This is a genomic window from Suttonella indologenes (genome assembly GCF_900460215.1).
Classification (GTDB): domain Bacteria; phylum Pseudomonadota; class Gammaproteobacteria; order Cardiobacteriales; family Cardiobacteriaceae; genus Suttonella; species Suttonella indologenes.
On record NZ_UHIA01000004.1, the window covers coordinates 829,011 to 846,263 of the forward strand.

A 17,253-nucleotide genomic window follows, 5' to 3' on the forward strand; every position below is an offset into this window, starting at 1 on the left:
TAAGGTGATTGTCAACAGACCCAATTATGTTAAACCAAGCATAAAAAACAAAAAATAACGTTATTTATACAAAAACACACAATACATTCAATCCACATGTTAAGCGACGAAAAGAGAACCATGCTTCCGACCGAATTTATCCAAAAAAGCGCCGCCATTGTCGGCAAAGATGCCGTTTTGCAAGACCCTGCCCTGATGCTGCCCTACACGCGCGGCTTCCGCTACGGCAACAGCAGCGCCTTTGCCGTAATTTTGCCCGGCTCTTTGCTCGAATTGTGGCGCACGGCGCAATTATGCGCGGCAGCAGACATGATTATCATCGCCCAAGCCGCTAATACCGGCATCACGGGCGGCTCCACCCCCGAAGGTGATTACGACCGTCCGGTCGTCATTCTCTCCATGCGCCGCTTAAAAGGCATTCATCTGATTAAACAAGCCACACAAGCCGTTGCCTTGCCCGGCGCATCGCTCTTCGAGCTTGAAGACATGCTGGCGGAGCATCATCGCGAGCCGCACAGCGTCATCGGTTCGTCCTGCATCGGCGCCTCGATTATCGGCGGCATCTGCAATAATTCCGGCGGCGCCCTGATTCAGCGCGGCCCCGCCTATACCGAACTCTCCTTATACGCGCAACTCAATGCCCAAGGCGAACTTGAGCTGCATAACGAACTCGGCATCGAACTCGGCGATAGTCCCGAAGAAATCCTGCAAAATTTGGAAAACCGCCGCTATCAAGACAGCGACATCCGCAACGAGGACAAAGCCGCTTCCGATCGCGAATACGAACAGCGCGTGCGCGATGTTGATGCCGACAGCCCCTCACGCTTTAACAATGACGGACGCCGCCTCTACGGCGCATCGGGCTCGGCAGGCAAACTCATCGTCTTTGCCGTGCGCATCGACACCTTTCCCAAGCCCGAACGCGAACAAGTCTTCTATATCGGCACCAATCATCCGCAAGACCTCACGGACATCCGCCGCCACATCTTGCAGCATTTCGCCGAACTGCCCGTCTCGGGCGAATACATCCACTGCGGCTTCTTCGATCTTGCCGAACGCTACGGACGCGACACCTTCCGCATCATCGACAGCTTCGGCACCAAGCGCATTCCCGCCTTCTTCGCCTTGAAAAACACCGTCGACCGCCTCTGCGCCAAACTGCCCTTCATGCCGCGTTTTTTTGCTGACCGCTTCACACAATGCTGCATGAACCTTCTGCCCAGCCATCTGCCCGCCTTTATGCGCAGCTACCGCGAGCGCTTCGAGCATCATCTCATCCTTAAAATGAGCGACAGCGGCATTGAAGCGGCGCGCGACTACCTCAGCGCCTTTTTCCGCAAACGCGAAGGTGATTTTTACGCCTGCAATCAAAAAGAAGGCGACAAAGCCATTCTGCACCGCTTTGTTATCGGCGGCGCAACGGGACGCTACTGGCAAGTGCATCACAAAGACGTCGGCGACATCATGTCCTTAGATATCGCGCTCAAGCGCAACGAATCGCAATGGTTTGAACAACTGCCGCCCGAACTCGATGCGCAAATCGAGAAAAGACTCTACTGCGGACATTTCTTCTGCCACGTCATGCACCAAGACTACATCCTGAAAAAAGGCGCGGACGCCGAAGCCATCAAAGCGCAACTGCTGGCGTTTTTCGACAGTCGCGGCGCAGAATACCCCGCCGAACACAATGTGGGACATCTCTATCATGCCAAAGCCGTCCTGCGCGCCTTCTATCAATCCAAAGACCCCTGCAACGCCCTAAACCCCGGCATCGGCAAAACGCCCAAAGGCAAACATTGGACGGACTGCGGCTGCTAAGAGCCGTCCCTCCATAAAAATAAAACTTTTAAGGCCCCTTATCATTATGACAAATACACTGTATCGCTGGCTGATTGTCCTGAAAAAACCCGGCAATCAAATCTGGCTTGTGCCTGCCTATTGGGCGGCATTTGCCGTCATACTGGCTTTTATCGCACGACTTTTCGGCGAAATGATTAAAACCGACGCTCTGCCGAACATCGAACGCAGCACTCTCGAAGACTTGCTCACTATTCTTGCCTCCAGCATGCTCTCGGTCAGTACCTTTTCTCTATCCATCATGGTCTCGGCATTTTCATCCGCCGCGAACAGCACCACGCCGCGTGCCATGGGCTTGGTTATGGGAGATGACAATACGCGTACCACCATTGCCAGTTTCATCGCCGCCTTTATCTACGCCATGATTGCCAAAACTGCCATCGGCATGGAATATTACGGACAAAACGGACGCTTTATCTTATTCATCGGCACGATTATCGTCGTGTTTTATCTGATTGTTACCCTCATCCGTTGGGTCTCGACCCTGTCGCAACTAGGCAGCCTGAGCAATACCCTGCACAAAATCAGCGCCAAAACCGAAGATGCTCTGCAAAACTATTACAAATCCCCTGATATGGGCGCCGTATGGCAGGGCAATTTGCAGCACCCCGCCCAAGCCATCCATGCCGGACAAGCCGGCTATCTCACCCATATCGACATGGCTTCCCTGCAAAAACTGGCTGAAAAACACGATACCTATCTTTCGATTACCGTCAGACCCGGCAAACTGCTGACCAAAAACAGCGTAATCGCCTGCCTATCCGCGCAAGTGGAAGCCTCCGCCGCCCAAGCATTTGCCGACTGCTTTGTCGTCAATTATGAGCGCACTTATGCGCAAGACCCGCAATGGGGGCTGAACGTCCTCAGCGAAGCGGCACAGCGCGCGCTCTCGCCGGGCACCAACGATCCCGGTACCGCTATCAATATCATGGTCATCATCTTGGCATTGCTGAGCAAAAAAATGCCCGAGCGGGAGAAAGGGGAATACGATCGGCTCTCAATCATCGCCGCCGATGTGCAAGACTGGATTGCCCACACCTTCCTGCCCATCGCACGCGACGGCGCCGGCGTTGTCGAAGTCGGCGCCAGTATGCAAAGCGTTTTAGCCGGCATTGCCGCCGATTGCCGAGACCCGCAAATAGCCGTTGCAGCCGCCGATACCGCCCAAGCCGCTTTAAAGCGCTTCCAACAAATACTGGATTTTGAAGACGATCGACAAAAACTCCTGCAACAGCACCGTATGCTCTTTGCAGCGGACAAGGTATCTGCGCTACAAGTGAAAAAGTAGTACAAGGCGGCGAGCCGCAGACAGTACAAGAGCGTACGGCAAGGCGAGCCAACGCCGTAATACTTTTTCAATTCTTTGACTATGCAAAGCCAATAAAAAACCGCCTTGCGGCGGTTCTATATTTAAGCGCTAGGTAAAAACGCTTGAGCAATCAATACGGAGCCGAGATAAGTGCCGGTAAAGGTCAATAAAGCGACCAGCGCTATTTTCACGCCGGATTTTTTGAATAAATTCACTTCCATGTGCGAAATTGCAAAGCCGGCATAGACCAAGACGGGCGTGAGCAGCGGCAAGGCATCGACTTTATTCACTTGCGCCAGCAGAAATTCGGCGGCAGGGAAATAAGGCAGGGATAATATACTCAACAAACCCCGAAATAACACTTCAAACCTTCTTCGATTGTATCAAACTCTGACAAATGACTTCTAAGCCATCTTTTAATCGTTGCCCAAGTTTGCTCTATTGGGTTTAGCTCAGGTGAGTAAGGTGGTAATGGTAAGATGATGTGTTTGTATGGCGTGTTATTGATAAGCTCTTGCAAGTGTTTCATTCTGTGAAATCTTGCATTGTCTAAGATGATGATGCAAGGCTTGCCTGTTTGTTTTGTGTGATTATTAAGACAAGGCAGTAGCATTTGTTTAAACCAAGTTTCAAACAAAGCACTTGTCATTGTATTGTTGTAGATGAGTGGAGCAATCAAGTTTTTAGCTTTGCTGCCTATTTGTCCTGCCACTAAGGATACTCGTTGATAGCGTCTGCCACTTATCTTGTCACAAACCCTTTGACCTTTTAGACTTCTTGCATGAGTGCGGTGTAGGTAAGTATCAATGCCTGTCTCATCTATATAGACAAGCTCATAACCTTGTTTGGACGTAGCTTGTAGTTGGGTTAATTTGTCTTGGTAGTTTTTGACTTTGTTTGGGTCTTGCTCTTTATAAGTTGTGGTCTTTTTTTAAGAGTAATGTTCATTGCTTTGAGTGCTTTATGGATTGCCATATCACTACACCCAAATACTTCACCAATTTCACGTAGGTATTTGTCAGGATTTGCTTCTACGTAAGCAAGAAGCTCTTTTCTGTCAAACTTTCTGGGTCTATTGGTGGGTTTTTTACAAGACAGATTTCCTGTTTCTTTAAGTTGTCGTCTCCAACGAAACACGGTGTGTCTTGATACACCAAAAGCTTCTATAACAAGGTCAATGTTCTTGCATTTGTCATAATAAGCCAAGGCTTTTTGTCTGATTTCTAGTGAATAAGCCATTTGAAGTAGTGATTAGTGAATGGTGATGGAGATATGGGGATGGTTGGTATTTTTTCAAGGTTTGTTGGTTATACAATTCCTAAGACGGAAATCCAAGCAATCGCAGGAATATCCACAGGGATGAGGTCGCGCAGCAAAATGCCGCCCAAGCAGCAGAGATAAATAATCAATAAACCGCCGAATGCTTCAATCGGATTGACCGAAGCCTTGCTGCCCATCCAGTTGGACAATGCCATAATCAGCATAATCATCGCTAAAACAATTGCTTTTGTGGCAAAAGACAAAGGTGCGTCTTTATGCAATTGACTGTCTTCTGCGGCAAATTGCGCCTGTTCTGGATTTTTGCGCCATTTGCTCAGCAATTGATAAAATTTTTCGGTAAAAGGCAGGGCAATGAAGACGCTGACAAATAAGCCTGTGGCATAAGTCAGGAGATTGGAGCTGCCGGCGAAAGCGGTAATGCTTTCTTTGTGTTCGGGCAAGACTTCCGACAAACCCGCCGCGCAGGCGCCCATCATGCTGCCGCTGCCTACGCCGCAGCCCATCGCCAAAGCGCGGACGTCAAACAGATTCCATGAGGCAATCATGCTCGATAAAAGCGAATAATAAATCGCGCCGAACAGCGTTCCCATCACATAAACACCCATAACGCCGATGCCTTCGGGGCTTTTCAAACCGTATTTATCCGCAATCAAGGCAACATTGGGTTCGCGCGCTACCGAATGCGTTGCGCCGATGGCTTCACGCCCCATACCGAACACGAGAACAGCAATAGGCAGCGCAAACAGCGCGGTCGCCACATTGCCGACTTCCTGCAAAAGCAGGGCTGGACCGGCGGCTAAAATTTCTTCGATTTTCGGCCCGATACCGAAGCCGAATTTGGCAATAAAGGGCATGACGCTCAGGGTCACCAAATAGGTTGACCAGCGTGCCGTTTTGGCTGGCATGATTGTTTCCATCGGCGCAATCACATTCGGATTGAGCAGCAAGGCGACGATAAAAGCGTATAAAAGCGGCAATAAAACCAAGGTGCCGATGCCGATCGGCAGGCGCGCAATGCCCACATATTCGGCTGCTAACGCCAAAACGGCGGCAAAAACGTGTAAGCGCCAATCGAGCAGCAATGCCAAGCGCGGCGGTTGTGGATGATTTTCCATGTGTATCCTCTGTATCCTCGTGTGAAAAACACATAGCCTAACAATTTATTCATATCTTGAAAATGCTGATTGTAGAAATCGTATCGTTTTATATATACTAAGCGCTGTTTTTCAAAAAGGAGCAGCGATGAAACGCTTAGTATTATTACGCCACGGCGAAAGCGAATGGAATAAACTGAATTTGTTTACCGGTTGGACGAATGTCGATTTGACCGAGCAAGGCTGTGCAGAGGCCAAAAAAGCGGGCGAAGTGATGAAAAAAGAAGGTTTAGTCTTCAAAAAAGCCTTTACTTCCTACCTCAAACGCGCGATTAAAACCCTGAATTTCGCCTTGGATTCGATGGATTTGGATTGGATTCCCGTCGAAAAAGATTGGCGCTTAAATGAAAAACACTACGGCTCTTTGCAAGGCCTGAACAAATCCGAAACCGCGGAAAAATACGGCGAAGAGCAAGTATTGATTTGGCGCCGCAGCTATGACGTGCCGCCTGCCGCCTTAGAAACCACCGACGAACGCGCACCGCAGCAAGATTCGCGCTATGCGGCATTCGATCAATCCGCCTTGCCCTTGACCGAGTCTTTGAAAGATACGATTGAGCGCATTCTGCCTTACTGGGAAAACCACATCAAACCTGCTCTGGAACAAGAAGGGGAAATCATCGTCGCCGCCCATGGCAACAGCTTGCGCGGTATCGTCAAGCATTTGAAAGGCATTTCAGACGAAGATATTGTAAACCTCAATCTGCCGACAGGTATCCCATATTTGTTTGAATTTGATGACAATATGAATTTAGTCAGCGACCGTTTTTTAGGCGATGCGGAAGAAATCCGCAAATTGCAGGAAGCAGTTGCCAATCAAGGCAAAAAATAATTTCCGCTTCAACAGCCGAAAAACGCGCTCTCTAACAAGAGCGCGTTTTATTTTTTTAAACGAAGCCCTCGCTATATTGAATTTTTCTGTCAAAAAAATGAATAATGATACAATCCTTCGGGAAATTATCTTCAATATTCAGATATATGATTGGCGAAAAAGACATCAATAACGCCATGCGGAGATTAAACCGGCTTAATTTCCAAGACAAATAAGCACTTGCAGAATATCAACGCGAGAAATTGCAGCAATATTTCCGTCAGCAACTCGCTAATAATTTGTATTACCGCCCTTGGTTGGGCAAGCCCAGCAGCCTAATTCCGATGATGGACACCAGAGGCATCGCGCAAGATTTTTCCACACTCTGTACCGTGCCCGCCTTGGATTATCACAGACTGTTTGCCGAAGGGATGCGCATTCATGCACGCGGCGGCGATTGGCATAAAGAAGCGGAATACTTCACCTTCATGCAATCGGTCCGCCACAGCGGTTGGAAATTGCAAGTTTATGATAAAAAAGAGCAAATTAAAAAAATGGCGCATTTTATTGCGGTATTGAGCCGCAATGCCGGTACCGCGCAAGTACGCATTGCTCATTTTTTCTACTTCAGCCATATTATGCATCGCCTGCCGCCGCTTTCAGAAACGGATTACCGTTTATATGATTTATTTCGCAGTTATAAAAGTCATGTGGAGCAAATCGAGCAGCAACAGCCGGATATTCTCATCGCCCCGCACGGCACATTGCTGCAATTGGCCTATGATAAATTGGCAGACAAACTCAAGATTCAGCCTAAACAGGTCTATAGTCGGAGAAGTGAAAAAGTAGTACAAGGCGGCGAGCCGCAGACAGTACAAGAGCGTACGGCAAGGCGAGCCAACGCCGTAATACTTTTCAATTCTTTGACTATATTGCGAAAACGGTATGCTCAGTACGCGCGACCGCCTGATTTTGCGCAAAGCCTTCGGCGAAGTGCAGACGCTGTATTCCATGGCGGACGCCTGCTTGCCGCGCCTTGTGAAAAAGGACAGCTGCATTTGCAGGAAAATCAATATTTCTTTGAGATTATAGTACCTTAACTTCAAAATGAGACTTAGAGATACACATTTTGTCAGGAGAAGCGCTTAGAATAATCTCATTTTGAAGTTAAGAGACTATAAATGGATAGACAATCAGCGCCTGATTCCTATCTACACGGATTTTCATGCCAAAACCCTGATCCTTTTCCGTTTTCAAAGCAACAGCGTCTTTACCGCCGCAGACAGGTCTTGCAGCTGCGGCTCAGCTTGCTGCAGCTTCCGAACTGTCTGCGGCACGCCGCCTTGGACGGCCTTTTCTTCTCTTCTAGCAATATTTCCTAAAAAAGTGATTGCAAGCCTGTGAAATTCACGTTTAAATAAGCCCTTTTCAAATAGGAGAGAGAAACGATGAAAAAACTCGGCATTGTCGGCTGGCGCGGCATGGTCGGCTCAGTCTTAATGGAGCGTATGCGCGAGCAAAACGATTTTGCCGGCGTGGACACCACGCTGTTTTCCACCTCGCAGGCAGGCGAAGCCGCTCCTGATTTTGCCGGCGCCGGCAAAACGCTCAAAGATGCCAATGATATTGCCGCCTTAGCGGAAATGGACATCATCATTACCTGCCAAGGCGGAGATTACACTAGCGCCGTCCATCCGCAATTGCGCGCCCAAGGCTGGCAAGGCTATTGGATTGACGCCGCCTCTACCTTGCGCATGGAAAAGAACAGCATCATTGTCTTAGATCCTGTCAACCGTGACGTTATCGACCGCGCCCTCAGCGAAAGCAAAAAAGACTTCATCGGCGGCAATTGCACCGTCTCATTGATGATGATTGCCTTAGGCGGCATCTTGGCCAATGATTGGGTAGAATGGATTACGCCGATGACCTATCAGGCCGCCAGCGGCGCAGGGGCAAAAAATATGCGCGAACTCTTAAGCCAAATGGACGGCTTGGAAAACAGCGTACATGATTTGCTTGCCAATCCCGCCAGCAATATTTTAGATATCGACCGCAAAGTTACTCAAGCCCTACACGGCGGCATCGACACCACGAATTTCGGCGTGCCTCTGGCGGGCAGTCTTATTCCTTGGATTGACAAAGCCTTGGACAGCGGACAAAGCAAAGAAGAATGGAAGGCGCAAGTAGAAGCCAATAAAATCATGCAGCGCGAAGCCAATCCGATTCTTATCGACGGCTTATGCGTGCGCATCGGCGCCATGCGTTCTCATGCGCAGGCTTTGACGATTAAGCTGAAAAAAGATATTCCTTTGGCGGAAATCGAAAGCGTTTTAGCCGCGCATAATGATTGGGTCAAGGTCATTCCCAATGAACGCGAACTCAGCATGAAAGAACTCACGCCTGCCGCCGTTTCCGGCACTTTAAGCGTACCTGTGGGGCGTTTGCGCAAACTCAATATGGGCGGCGAATATCTCAGCGCCTTCACGGTCGGTGACCAATTGCTATGGGGGGCGGCAGAACCGCTGCGCCGCATGCTCAATATTTTAACCGGCAAAATTTAAGCCCTAAGCTCCTTAAAGAAGCGGAATATCAATATAATAATTTCACTTCTCATCAAAGATCTAGACATAAAAACCTAGACATAAAGAACGGTATCTCGCGATACCGTTTTATTTTTTCTCTTCTTTGTGCAAGGCATTGAAGGTTCTATCCGCCGCTAATTTTTCGGCATTAATCGGTATACAGGGACAAGAGCGCGGCAGATTATGCTTGTCCAAGTCTTCCCAAAATCTGCGTAAACAATTGATTAAAAATGATATAAATCGCATCCTACTCTCCTTTTCTATATACGGGCAATACTGCGCAGCATAGCGATTTTACGCCGAAATTCATATAGTCAATTAGTACAAGGCGCGCCAAGGCCGTAATACTTTTTCAATTCTTCGACTATAGCAAAGGGCTAATCAAACGCACGCAACGCTCTAAAAAACGCTGCAAACGTCCGCGCGTTTGCCATTTCGACAATTCCACCGGCTGGCAATCAGCGAGATAATCTTCCAGCAATCTTTCGATTTGTGCAATCGCATCAGTCGTATAGACTGCAATCGTGACTTCCAGATTGAGATAAAAGCTGCGCATGTCCATATTGGCGGTGCCGAATAAGGCGAATTGCCTATCGACCAAAACGGTTTTGGTGTGCAGCAAACCGCCCTGATACATGAGGATTTCCACGCCGGCATCGAGCAAAGATTGATAATAAGCGCGGCTGGCATAATAGACCAGACGGGAATCATTGTGCTTGGGCATGATGAGTTTGACCGCTACGCCGCGTTTGGCAGCGGTAATCAGGGCATTGAGCAGGGCTTCGTCCGGCACGAAATAAGGCGAGCAAATCATAATCTGGCTTTGGGCGCGGTAAAGCGCGGCGGTAATGACGTCATAAATCAGGGCTTGATCACTGCCGGGCTGCGAAGGCAGGGTTTGCAATAAATCGCCGCCTAATTGCTGCATTTCGATATGGTCTGGCATTTCCTGCAAATAGCCGTTGAGTTGCGTCAGAGTAGCTTTCAGATTGTAATCGTTTTCTACCGCCCAATCGCCGTAAAAGATCGCGGCTAATTGCTGGGCAACCATGCCTTCGCAGCGCATCATGGCATCAATCCATTCACCTACGCCTGATTGCTGTTTGAATAATTTGGGGTCAACCAGATTGTAGCTGCCCGTATAGGCAATGCGATAATCCACGACCATGATTTTGCGGTGATTACGCAAATCACTGCGCACCCATAGGGAGCTGGCGATGCCGACCGGCAGAGCGGCGGTAACTTCCACGCCGGCTTTTTGTAATCGCTGCGGCCAGTCCGATTCCCAGAAGTTTTTGCTGCCCACGCTGTCCGCCAGTATTTGGCAGCGTACGCCGCGGGTAGCGGCGCTGATGAGGGCGCGCATCAGCGCCTCAATCCGTCCTTCCACGTCGATAATGTAAAATCCTAATAAGCAACAATGCTTTGCCGCATGAATGTCGGCAATCATGCTGTTTAACATACTGTCGGTATTCTGCAATAGCTGCACACGATTGCCGCTTAAGGCGGCAAAATAGCATTCTTTTTTAATGAATTCGGAGAGTTGGCGAAAACGGATGTCGCAGAGCGGAATCGTGTCCGGCGGTAAAAAACGGTCGGCAAATTCAGTGTGAAAGGCTAGCAAATCTGCTTGGCGGCGTGCGCGTTGCCGTCCGAGTTGGGGTTCGCCGATTAAGGCATAGAGCAGCAATCCGAATACGGGCAGAGCATAAAGCAAAGTCAGCCAAGCTAAGGCGGCACTGCTGGAACGGCGCGAGTAGATGATGCGGATACTGGCAAGCACCGCGAGAGCAAAATGCGTATAAAAAAAGATGCTTGACCAGTCCATTTGCGCTTCCTTGAATCAAAATGAAATGATAGCAGCCTTCTCAGCTTTGCAGCAAAAAAGCCTTTCTTTTTAATTAAAAGAAAGGCTTGAATATTATGTCCGATTGGCAAAATGTTGATGGCTTTGCAGCAATAAAGCGGCGTCGCCGGCTAGAAATAATTTTTCCTTATCATTTAGATAGCGCAACAGTTCGTCAGATGTTGCGCAAATTGACTTTACGCGCTTCGCCGAATTGGTTTTGAAAGAGCATGACTTTGCGCATTTTGCGGCTGGGATCGATTTCTTCGGGAATCAGCAGATAATATAGTCAAGGAATCAAAAAACAGTTACACATAAAGCTTATGGCATACTCAAAAGATTACAGACAAATGATATTGGACAAGCTATAGTCGGAGAAGTGAAAAAGTAGTACAAGGCGGCGAGCCGCAGACAGTACAGATAGTACGGCAAGGCGAGCCAACACCGTAATACTTTTTCAATTCTTCGACTATATCTCAAAAGGCTGCTAGGGCAGCCTTTCTTTTTGCCTATTGCCGGCGCATCCGCCGCGAAAAGCGCCCATTTTGCCTAAAGAGCAGGTAAAATAGCGCGTTTTCTTTTGTGAGAGTAACTAATGAGCAAGGTGCTGAGTTTTCAAGACATGATTTTTGCCCTGCAAAATTTTTGGGCGGACCAGGGCTGCGCGATAATGCAACCCTATGATATGGAAGTGGGCGCAGGCACTTTCCATGAATCGACTTTTTTACGCGCATTAGGTCCCGAGCCTTGGAATGCCGCTTATGTGCAGGCTTCCCGCCGCCCTACTGACGGGCGCTACGGCGAAAATCCGAACCGCCTGCAGCGTTATTATCAATTCCAAGTGGTGATGAAGCCTTCGCCGGCGCGTTTTCAAGAACTGTATTTGCAGTCTTTGTTTGCCATCGGCATCGATCCCGCGGTGCAGGATATCCGTTTTGTCGAGGATAACTGGGAAAGTCCGACTTTAGGCGCATGGGGCTTGGGTTGGGAAGTTTGGATTAACGGCATGGAGGCTTCGCAATTTACCTATTTTCAGCAAGCCGGCGGTATGGAATGCAAGCCGGTAATGGGCGAGCTGACTTACGGCTTGGAGCGCATTGCCATGTATTTGCAAAATGTGGACAGCGTTTATGATTTGATTTGGACGCAGACGCGCAACGGCGTGCTGACTTACGGCGATGTGCATCAGCAAAACGAGCGCGAGCAGTCGGCATATAATTTCGAGCATGCCGATATTGAGGATTTGTTTGCGCAGTTTGATGCGGCGGAGCGTATGTCTTTGGCGCTTGCCGAGAAAAAATTAGCCCTGCCCGCCTATGAACAGGCGCTGAAAGCCTCGCATTTATTCAATCTTTTAGATGCACGCCGCGCCATTTCGGTTACCGAGCGGCAGCGTTTTATTTTGCGCGTGCGCAATATCTCGAAAACGGCAGCCGAGGCTTATTATGAATCGCGCGAAGCCTTGGGCTTCCCATTGTGCAAGGAGGGCAAATAATCATGAATAAAAACGTACTCATCGAAATCGGCATGGAAGAATTACCGACCGCTGCCGTCAGCGATTTGGCGGAAGCCGGCAGTCAATTATGGCAGAAAGTGTTAGCCGAACAATCGCTTGCCCATGAGGGAATTGTTTCTTTCGCCAGTCCGCGCCGCTTGGCTTGGCGCATCAAGGGGCTTGCGATGCAGCAGGCCGACCGCAAAATCGAGCGCAAAGGCCCGATGCTTGCCGCCGCCAAGGATAAAGACGGTAATTGGAGCAAGGCGGCTTTAGGCTTTGCCGCTTCCTGCGGTGTGGCGGTGGAAGATTTGGCACAGGCAGAGACCGATAAGGGCGCGGCTTTGATGTTTTACGGCAAGGAAAAAGGGCGTGCTTTTAAAGACTTGCTGCCCGAGCTGTTCGCCGAAGTAATCAAGCAATTGCCGATTGCCAAGCGAATGCGCTGGGGTGATTTCGAGCAAGCCTTTGTGCGTCCTGTCAACACCTTGATTGCCTTGGCGGATGACGAAATCCTGCCATTAGCGTTTTTCGGCGTGCAAGCCGACAATTACTCGCAGGGGCATCGCGTGCATCACAGCCAAGCGGTGCGGATTACCCATGCCGATGATTATGAAGCCGCTTTGGAAAGCGCCTATGTGATTGCCGATATTGAAAAGCGCAAGGCTTTGATTGGCGAGCAGGTGCAGGCGGCGGCTGCGGCATTGGGCGGCAAGGCATTGATGCCGGAAGATTTAGTGCATGAGGTGGCGAGTTTGACCGAATGGCCGGTGGCGATTGCCGGACATTTTGAAGAAAAATTCCTTGCTGTGCCGCAGGAAGTGTTGATTACGACCATGCAGGACAATCAGAAAACCTTTGCCGTGCTAGATAAGGACGGCAAAATGCTGCCGCATTTCATCGCGGTAGCTAATCTGGAATCCAAAGATCCCGTTTCTGTGAGCAAGGGCAATGAAAAAGTGATTCGTCCGCGATTTGCCGATGCGGAATTTTTCTGGCAGCAGGATTTGAAACGCCGCTTGGCGGATTATTTGCCGCGTTTGGAAAAAGTGGTCTATCAGGAAAAACTCGGTTCTTTGGCGGAAAAATCACGCCGCGTGCAGGAATTGGTCAAGCGACTCGCGCCGCTAGTGCAGGCGGATGCGGCAGCGACGGCAGAAGCGGCACGGCTGTGCAAATGCGATTTGCAAAGCGAAATGGTGATGGAATTCCCTGAATTACAGGGCGTGATGGGCAAATATTATGCACGCCGCGAAGGGCTTGCCGAAGAAGTGGCGCAGGCATTGGAAGAGCAATATTTCCCCTTGGGCGCAGGCGGCGATTTGCCGACAACAGGCGTCGGCACGGCTTTAGCGATTGCGGAAAAAGTCGATACCCTCATCGGCGGCTTTGCCATCGGCGCAAAACCTACCGGCAGCAAAGACCCTTATGCTTTGCGACGCATGGCTATCGGCATTATCCGCCTGCTGGTGGAAAAAGGCATCAGCCTGCCTTTGCAGGAATTATTCGCATGGAGCGCGGCGAGCTTTACTGCCGCTTTGCAGGCGGAAAAAGTTCTGCCTGAGGTGCGCGATTATGTGCTGGAACGTTTGCAGGGTTATTACCGCGACCAAGGAATTGCCATTGAAAGCTATCAGGCGGTGCGCGCCCTAGACGGCGATGATTTACTGGATTTCGACCGCCGCATTCATGCCTTGCACACTTTTGCAGGCAGCGCCAATGCACTGAGTCTTTTGGCGAGCGCCAAGCGGATTCGCAATATTTTGAAAAAGAACGGCGAAAACACGCAGGCGGTCGCGGAAAATCTGCTGCAGGAAGCGGCGGAAAAAGCCTTATGGCAGGCTTGGCTGGGCATTAGCGGCAAGGTGCAGGCGGCGGTGGCGGCAAAAGATTATTTTGCCGCACTGCAAGCCTTGGGCGAATTGGCAGCGCCATTGGAAGCTTTCTTTGCCGATGTAATGGTGATGGCGGATGATGCCGCTTTGCGTGCCAACCGCTTGGCATTGCTGACAACCATGCAGCAAGGCTTTGCGCAAATTGCTGATTTGTCGCTCTTGCAAGGCTAGGCATGGAGCAGGCGCCGCAATATAGCCCGAAAGAAAAAATCCGCCACATCGGCGCCGCCTGCGTTTTTCTGGCGGTGGCGGCTATAGAATGGGCTAAACCCGTATTGGAACGGTGGTTGGCTTGTCGGCACGATGGCAATGTCATCATGCTCTATGCCGTCTTTGCCGGCTATCCGAGTTTCTTGGCGGCGGGATTATTGGCATTAAACGGCAGAATGTTTTACCGCGTGTGGCGGCAGCGGCAATATCCGCCGCAGGGCATGAAAACCTATCGCCCCACGCCTTATGTTTACGGTGGTAAAGCGCGGCTGAGAGCGGCAGGCTTTTTTCTGATTTGTGCCTTTTTGCTCGGTATTGCCGCTTATGCCGCTGTTTATGTGTACGATTTTATTGCCGCCGGAGATGTCCAAACCTCTCAAGGTCTGTGTGCAATAAGGACAGAACATGGAATTTAATTGGATTTTTTATCTTTTGCTAGGCTTGCTCGGCATTATCTGCGGCATTATCAATATCTTGGCGGGCGGCGGTTCGAATATTATTTTGCCGCTGCTGATGATATTCGGCTTGGATCCGCAAACCGCCAATGCGACCAACCGCGTCGGGATTTGGTTTCAGGGCATGGCGGGTTTATTCGGCTTTCGCCGCGCCAAGGCTTTGCCCACGCAGGATATCGGCGGCATTGTGCTGCCGACGGTCTGCGGCGCGCTTGTCGGCGCTGTCTTGGCGGCAAAATTGGATGTGATTGTTGCTTGGCTGCCTTTTGAGCAGGTTTCTGCCGAATGGCTGATGAAGATGATTTTATTGGGCGCGATGCTTTTTGTGGCGGCGATGTTTTTATTTAAACCGCAGGCGGTAATGCATGCGCCGAATACGGAATTGAGCGTCAAGCAAAGCAGGGCGGCATGGGGCTGGCTGTTTGCGGCAGGTTTGTACGGCAGTTTTGTGCAGGCGGGCGTGGGGTTTGTCTTGCTGACCGCTTTGGCGGGTGCTTTGCATTATGATTTGCGCCGTGCCAATGCCTTGAAATTGGTCTGCACCATGCTGTTTACCAGTATTGCTTTGGGCATTTTCATCTGGCAGGGGCAGGTGTTGTGGAAAGTGGGCTTGTTATTGGCGCTGGGCAATTCCGTCGGCGCATTAATCGGTGTACGTTTTGCCCTCTCGATTAGCCAAAACAGCATCCGCTGGATTTTGTTTTTAATGACGGTGGCGGCGGTGATTGCCGCTTTGTGGTTTTAATTGTGTTTGCAGAATGAAAAGCGTAATGTAAGCATTTTTTGATTAAGGGAGAAAGCGATGAGAACAGAAATTCCGGCGGTCTTCGGCAGTGTATTTGCGCCGGAAATGCCGATTGTATATTGTGAAGACGGCGCTTGGGGCGAGCTGCAATGGCAGCCCAGCAATGAGCTGAAAATCCATCCTGCCGCGCATTGCCTGCATTATGGCAGCGAGATTTTCGAGGGCATGAAAGCCTTTCGCCATGAAGACGGCTCGGTGCATATTTTCCGCCTGGATGCCGGCGTGGAGAGAATGCGCAAAAGCGCGGCGGCAATGAGCATGCCGGTGCCACCGGTGGAATTGCTGAAAAATATGATTGTCGAGGCGGTGCGCCGTGCGCAGGAAGAAGTGCCCGACCAACGCGGTGCCTTATATATCCGCCCCGCCTTAATCGGTACCGAGCCGAATATCGGTAGTGCGGGTTCGCCGAGCAAAAGCGCGGCATTATTCGTGCTGCTCTCTCCGGTGGGCGATTATTTCAAACAAGGTTCGGAATTGCGCGTATTGGTGGAAACCGACCATCTGCGCTGCGCGCCGCATATGGGCAGCATCAAGACCGGCGGCAATTATGCTTCCGCCCTCTATTGGACGATGCAGGCGTTGGAAAAGCATCATGCCAAGCAAGTATTGTTCTGTCCCAACGGCGATGTGCAGGAAACAGGAGCTTCCAATTTCGTTTTGATTGACGGCAAGACCCTGATTACCAAACCGCTGACCAGTGAATTTTTGCACGGCATTACGCGCTCAAGTCTGCTGACGGTGGCAAAAGACCACGGCTATAGTATCGAAGAGCGCCATTTTACCGTTGATGAAATGAAAGAACGGATTGCCAATGGTGCGGAAGCATTGCTGAGCGGCACGGCGGCGGTATTGTCGCCGGTAACCGTCTTGATTATTGAAGGACAAGACGTGGCGGTGAAAAGTCAAAGCGAAGCCTTGAAATTGCGCAGCCTGATTACCGATATCCAATACGGCCGCAGTGCAGATAAGCATGGCTGGCTGACGAAAGTTTAATCGGTTTGCAAAAGAGAAGCAGGGCGGTTCCTGCTTTTTTATTGAGGAATTTCAATCAATAAAGCCCCGTCTTCCTGCCGCCAATTGAGTTGGCGCAAGACGCTCATGCCGAGCAGGACTTCATCGTCCATGTTCGGCATAATCCACACGGGAACGTTTTTCATCAGAATCGGTCCGATTTCCAGTCGTGCAATGCGGCTGACGCGTGCCTCAACACTGCCGTTGGCAGTTTGCATTGTGCCGTAGCCGCCGCGTTCCAAACCGGCTAAATCGGCGATTTTTTCATTGACGGCGATGCCTGTGGCACCAGTGTCGAGCAAAAAGTTGACGGTTATGCCGTTGATACCGCCTTTTACGCGGTAATGATGCCCGTTAGAGGCTTGGAGTTTGAGGGTTTGAATGCCGTTGATGCTTTCTATGCTGCTGTTTTGTCTCAAATATCCGCCAAAATGAAGGAATATCAGCAGTAAAATGCCTAAAAATGCCAGTGTGCTGAAATAAAAGCCGAAATTATTTTGTGCATTAGGTGAGAATGTGTTCATTTTTTCGAGTGTGGATTA

The 17,253-nt window shown here is 50.1% G+C and carries 16 protein-coding genes and 1 pseudogene; 11 read left to right on the forward strand and 6 right to left on the reverse strand.

Features of this window, described 5'->3' with window-relative positions; genetic code table 11:
• Positions 1 to 120 precede the first annotated feature (120 nt).
• Together dld and DYC63_RS08165 are read left to right on the forward strand one after the other, a co-directional pair.
• Positions 121 to 1,818: a D-lactate dehydrogenase gene (gene dld / locus DYC63_RS08160; RefSeq protein ID WP_115218767.1), complete on the forward strand. Its 1,698-nt coding sequence runs from the start codon at positions 121 to 123 to the stop codon at positions 1,816 to 1,818.
• A 46-nt stretch (positions 1,819 to 1,864) separates the two neighbouring features.
• A complete protein-coding gene (locus tag DYC63_RS08165; protein ID WP_115218768.1) occupies positions 1,865 to 3,145 on the forward strand; it encodes a DUF2254 domain-containing protein in 1,281 nt (426 codons plus the stop codon).
• Positions 3,146 to 3,267: 122 nt separating this feature from the next.
• Here DYC63_RS08165 and DYC63_RS08170 read toward each other — a convergent pair whose 3' ends face one another.
• From DYC63_RS08170 to DYC63_RS08185, 3 genes are all read right to left on the reverse strand, one after another.
• Complete coding sequence (locus tag DYC63_RS08170) at positions 3,268 to 3,510, reverse strand: hypothetical protein (protein WP_115218769.1); 243 nt, start codon at positions 3,508 to 3,510, stop codon at positions 3,268 to 3,270.
• Positions 3,507 to 4,405 (reverse strand): IS630 family transposase gene (locus DYC63_RS13800; protein WP_425452112.1). Its coding sequence is split into 2 segments (ribosomal slippage): positions 3,507 to 4,090 and positions 4,090 to 4,405, totalling 900 coding nucleotides; the frame shifts between segments, so codons are not numbered across the junction. Before DYC63_RS13800 ends, DYC63_RS08170 begins: the two co-directional genes overlap by 4 nt.
• A gap of 68 nt (positions 4,406 to 4,473) precedes the next feature.
• A complete protein-coding gene (locus DYC63_RS08185; protein ID WP_115218770.1) occupies positions 4,474 to 5,562 on the reverse strand; it encodes a DUF3100 domain-containing protein in 1,089 nt (362 codons plus the stop codon).
• Between the two features lie 127 nt (positions 5,563 to 5,689).
• On the opposite strand from DYC63_RS08185, the gene gpmA reads away from it, so the two are divergent.
• The 3 genes from gpmA (at position 5,690) to asd (ending at position 8,973) form a co-directional block, all read left to right on the forward strand.
• Positions 5,690 to 6,433, forward strand: coding sequence for a 2,3-diphosphoglycerate-dependent phosphoglycerate mutase (gene gpmA / locus DYC63_RS08190; RefSeq protein ID WP_115218771.1), 744 nt, complete (start codon positions 5,690 to 5,692; stop codon positions 6,431 to 6,433).
• Positions 6,434 to 6,675: 242 nt separating this feature from the next.
• Positions 6,676 to 7,512 (forward strand): hypothetical protein, encoded by an 837-nt coding sequence (locus tag DYC63_RS08195; protein WP_115218772.1) that lies wholly within the window; start codon positions 6,676 to 6,678, stop codon positions 7,510 to 7,512.
• A 348-nt stretch (positions 7,513 to 7,860) separates the two neighbouring features.
• On the forward strand, positions 7,861 to 8,973 hold the full coding sequence (gene asd / locus DYC63_RS08200; protein ID WP_115218773.1) for an aspartate-semialdehyde dehydrogenase: 1,113 nt from the start codon (positions 7,861 to 7,863) through the stop codon (positions 8,971 to 8,973).
• A 108-nt stretch (positions 8,974 to 9,081) separates the two neighbouring features.
• Here asd and DYC63_RS12680 read toward each other — a convergent pair whose 3' ends face one another.
• Positions 9,082 to 9,240, reverse strand: coding sequence for a hypothetical protein (locus DYC63_RS12680; RefSeq protein ID WP_172459464.1), 159 nt, complete (start codon positions 9,238 to 9,240; stop codon positions 9,082 to 9,084).
• A 118-nt stretch (positions 9,241 to 9,358) separates the two neighbouring features.
• Positions 9,359 to 10,822 carry a cardiolipin synthase gene (gene cls, locus DYC63_RS08205; protein ID WP_115218774.1) on the reverse strand — a complete coding sequence of 488 codons (1,464 nt, stop codon included), beginning with the start codon at positions 10,820 to 10,822 and terminating at the stop codon, positions 9,359 to 9,361.
• A gap of 384 nt (positions 10,823 to 11,206) precedes the next feature.
• Between cls and DYC63_RS13805 the strand changes: the two are divergent.
• The 6 genes and pseudogenes from DYC63_RS13805 to ilvE form a co-directional block, all read left to right on the forward strand.
• Positions 11,207 to 11,313, forward strand: a pseudogene (locus tag DYC63_RS13805) (IS30 family transposase); the annotation flags it as partial.
• 122 nt (positions 11,314 to 11,435) lie between these two features.
• Complete coding sequence (gene glyQ, locus DYC63_RS08210; RefSeq protein ID WP_115218775.1) at positions 11,436 to 12,335, forward strand: glycine--tRNA ligase subunit alpha; 900 nt, start codon at positions 11,436 to 11,438, stop codon at positions 12,333 to 12,335.
• 2 nt (positions 12,336 to 12,337) lie between these two features.
• Positions 12,338 to 14,401, forward strand: a complete 2,064-nt coding sequence (gene glyS, locus DYC63_RS08215) for a glycine--tRNA ligase subunit beta (protein WP_115218776.1) — start codon at positions 12,338 to 12,340, stop codon at positions 14,399 to 14,401.
• Between the two features lie 2 nt (positions 14,402 to 14,403).
• Positions 14,404 to 14,856 carry a hypothetical protein gene (locus DYC63_RS08220; RefSeq protein ID WP_115218777.1) on the forward strand — a complete coding sequence of 151 codons (453 nt, stop codon included), beginning with the start codon at positions 14,404 to 14,406 and terminating at the stop codon, positions 14,854 to 14,856.
• Positions 14,846 to 15,640, forward strand: coding sequence for a sulfite exporter TauE/SafE family protein (locus DYC63_RS08225; protein ID WP_115218778.1), 795 nt, complete (start codon positions 14,846 to 14,848; stop codon positions 15,638 to 15,640). Before DYC63_RS08220 ends, DYC63_RS08225 begins: the two co-directional genes overlap by 11 nt.
• A gap of 57 nt (positions 15,641 to 15,697) precedes the next feature.
• Positions 15,698 to 16,693 (forward strand): branched-chain-amino-acid transaminase, encoded by a 996-nt coding sequence (gene ilvE, locus DYC63_RS08230; RefSeq protein ID WP_115218779.1) that lies wholly within the window; start codon positions 15,698 to 15,700, stop codon positions 16,691 to 16,693.
• A 38-nt stretch (positions 16,694 to 16,731) separates the two neighbouring features.
• On the opposite strand, the gene DYC63_RS08235 is transcribed toward ilvE, so the two are convergent.
• A complete protein-coding gene (locus DYC63_RS08235; protein ID WP_115218780.1) occupies positions 16,732 to 17,235 on the reverse strand; it encodes a retropepsin-like aspartic protease family protein in 504 nt (167 codons plus the stop codon).
• Between the last annotated feature and the right edge of the window lie 18 nt (positions 17,236 to 17,253).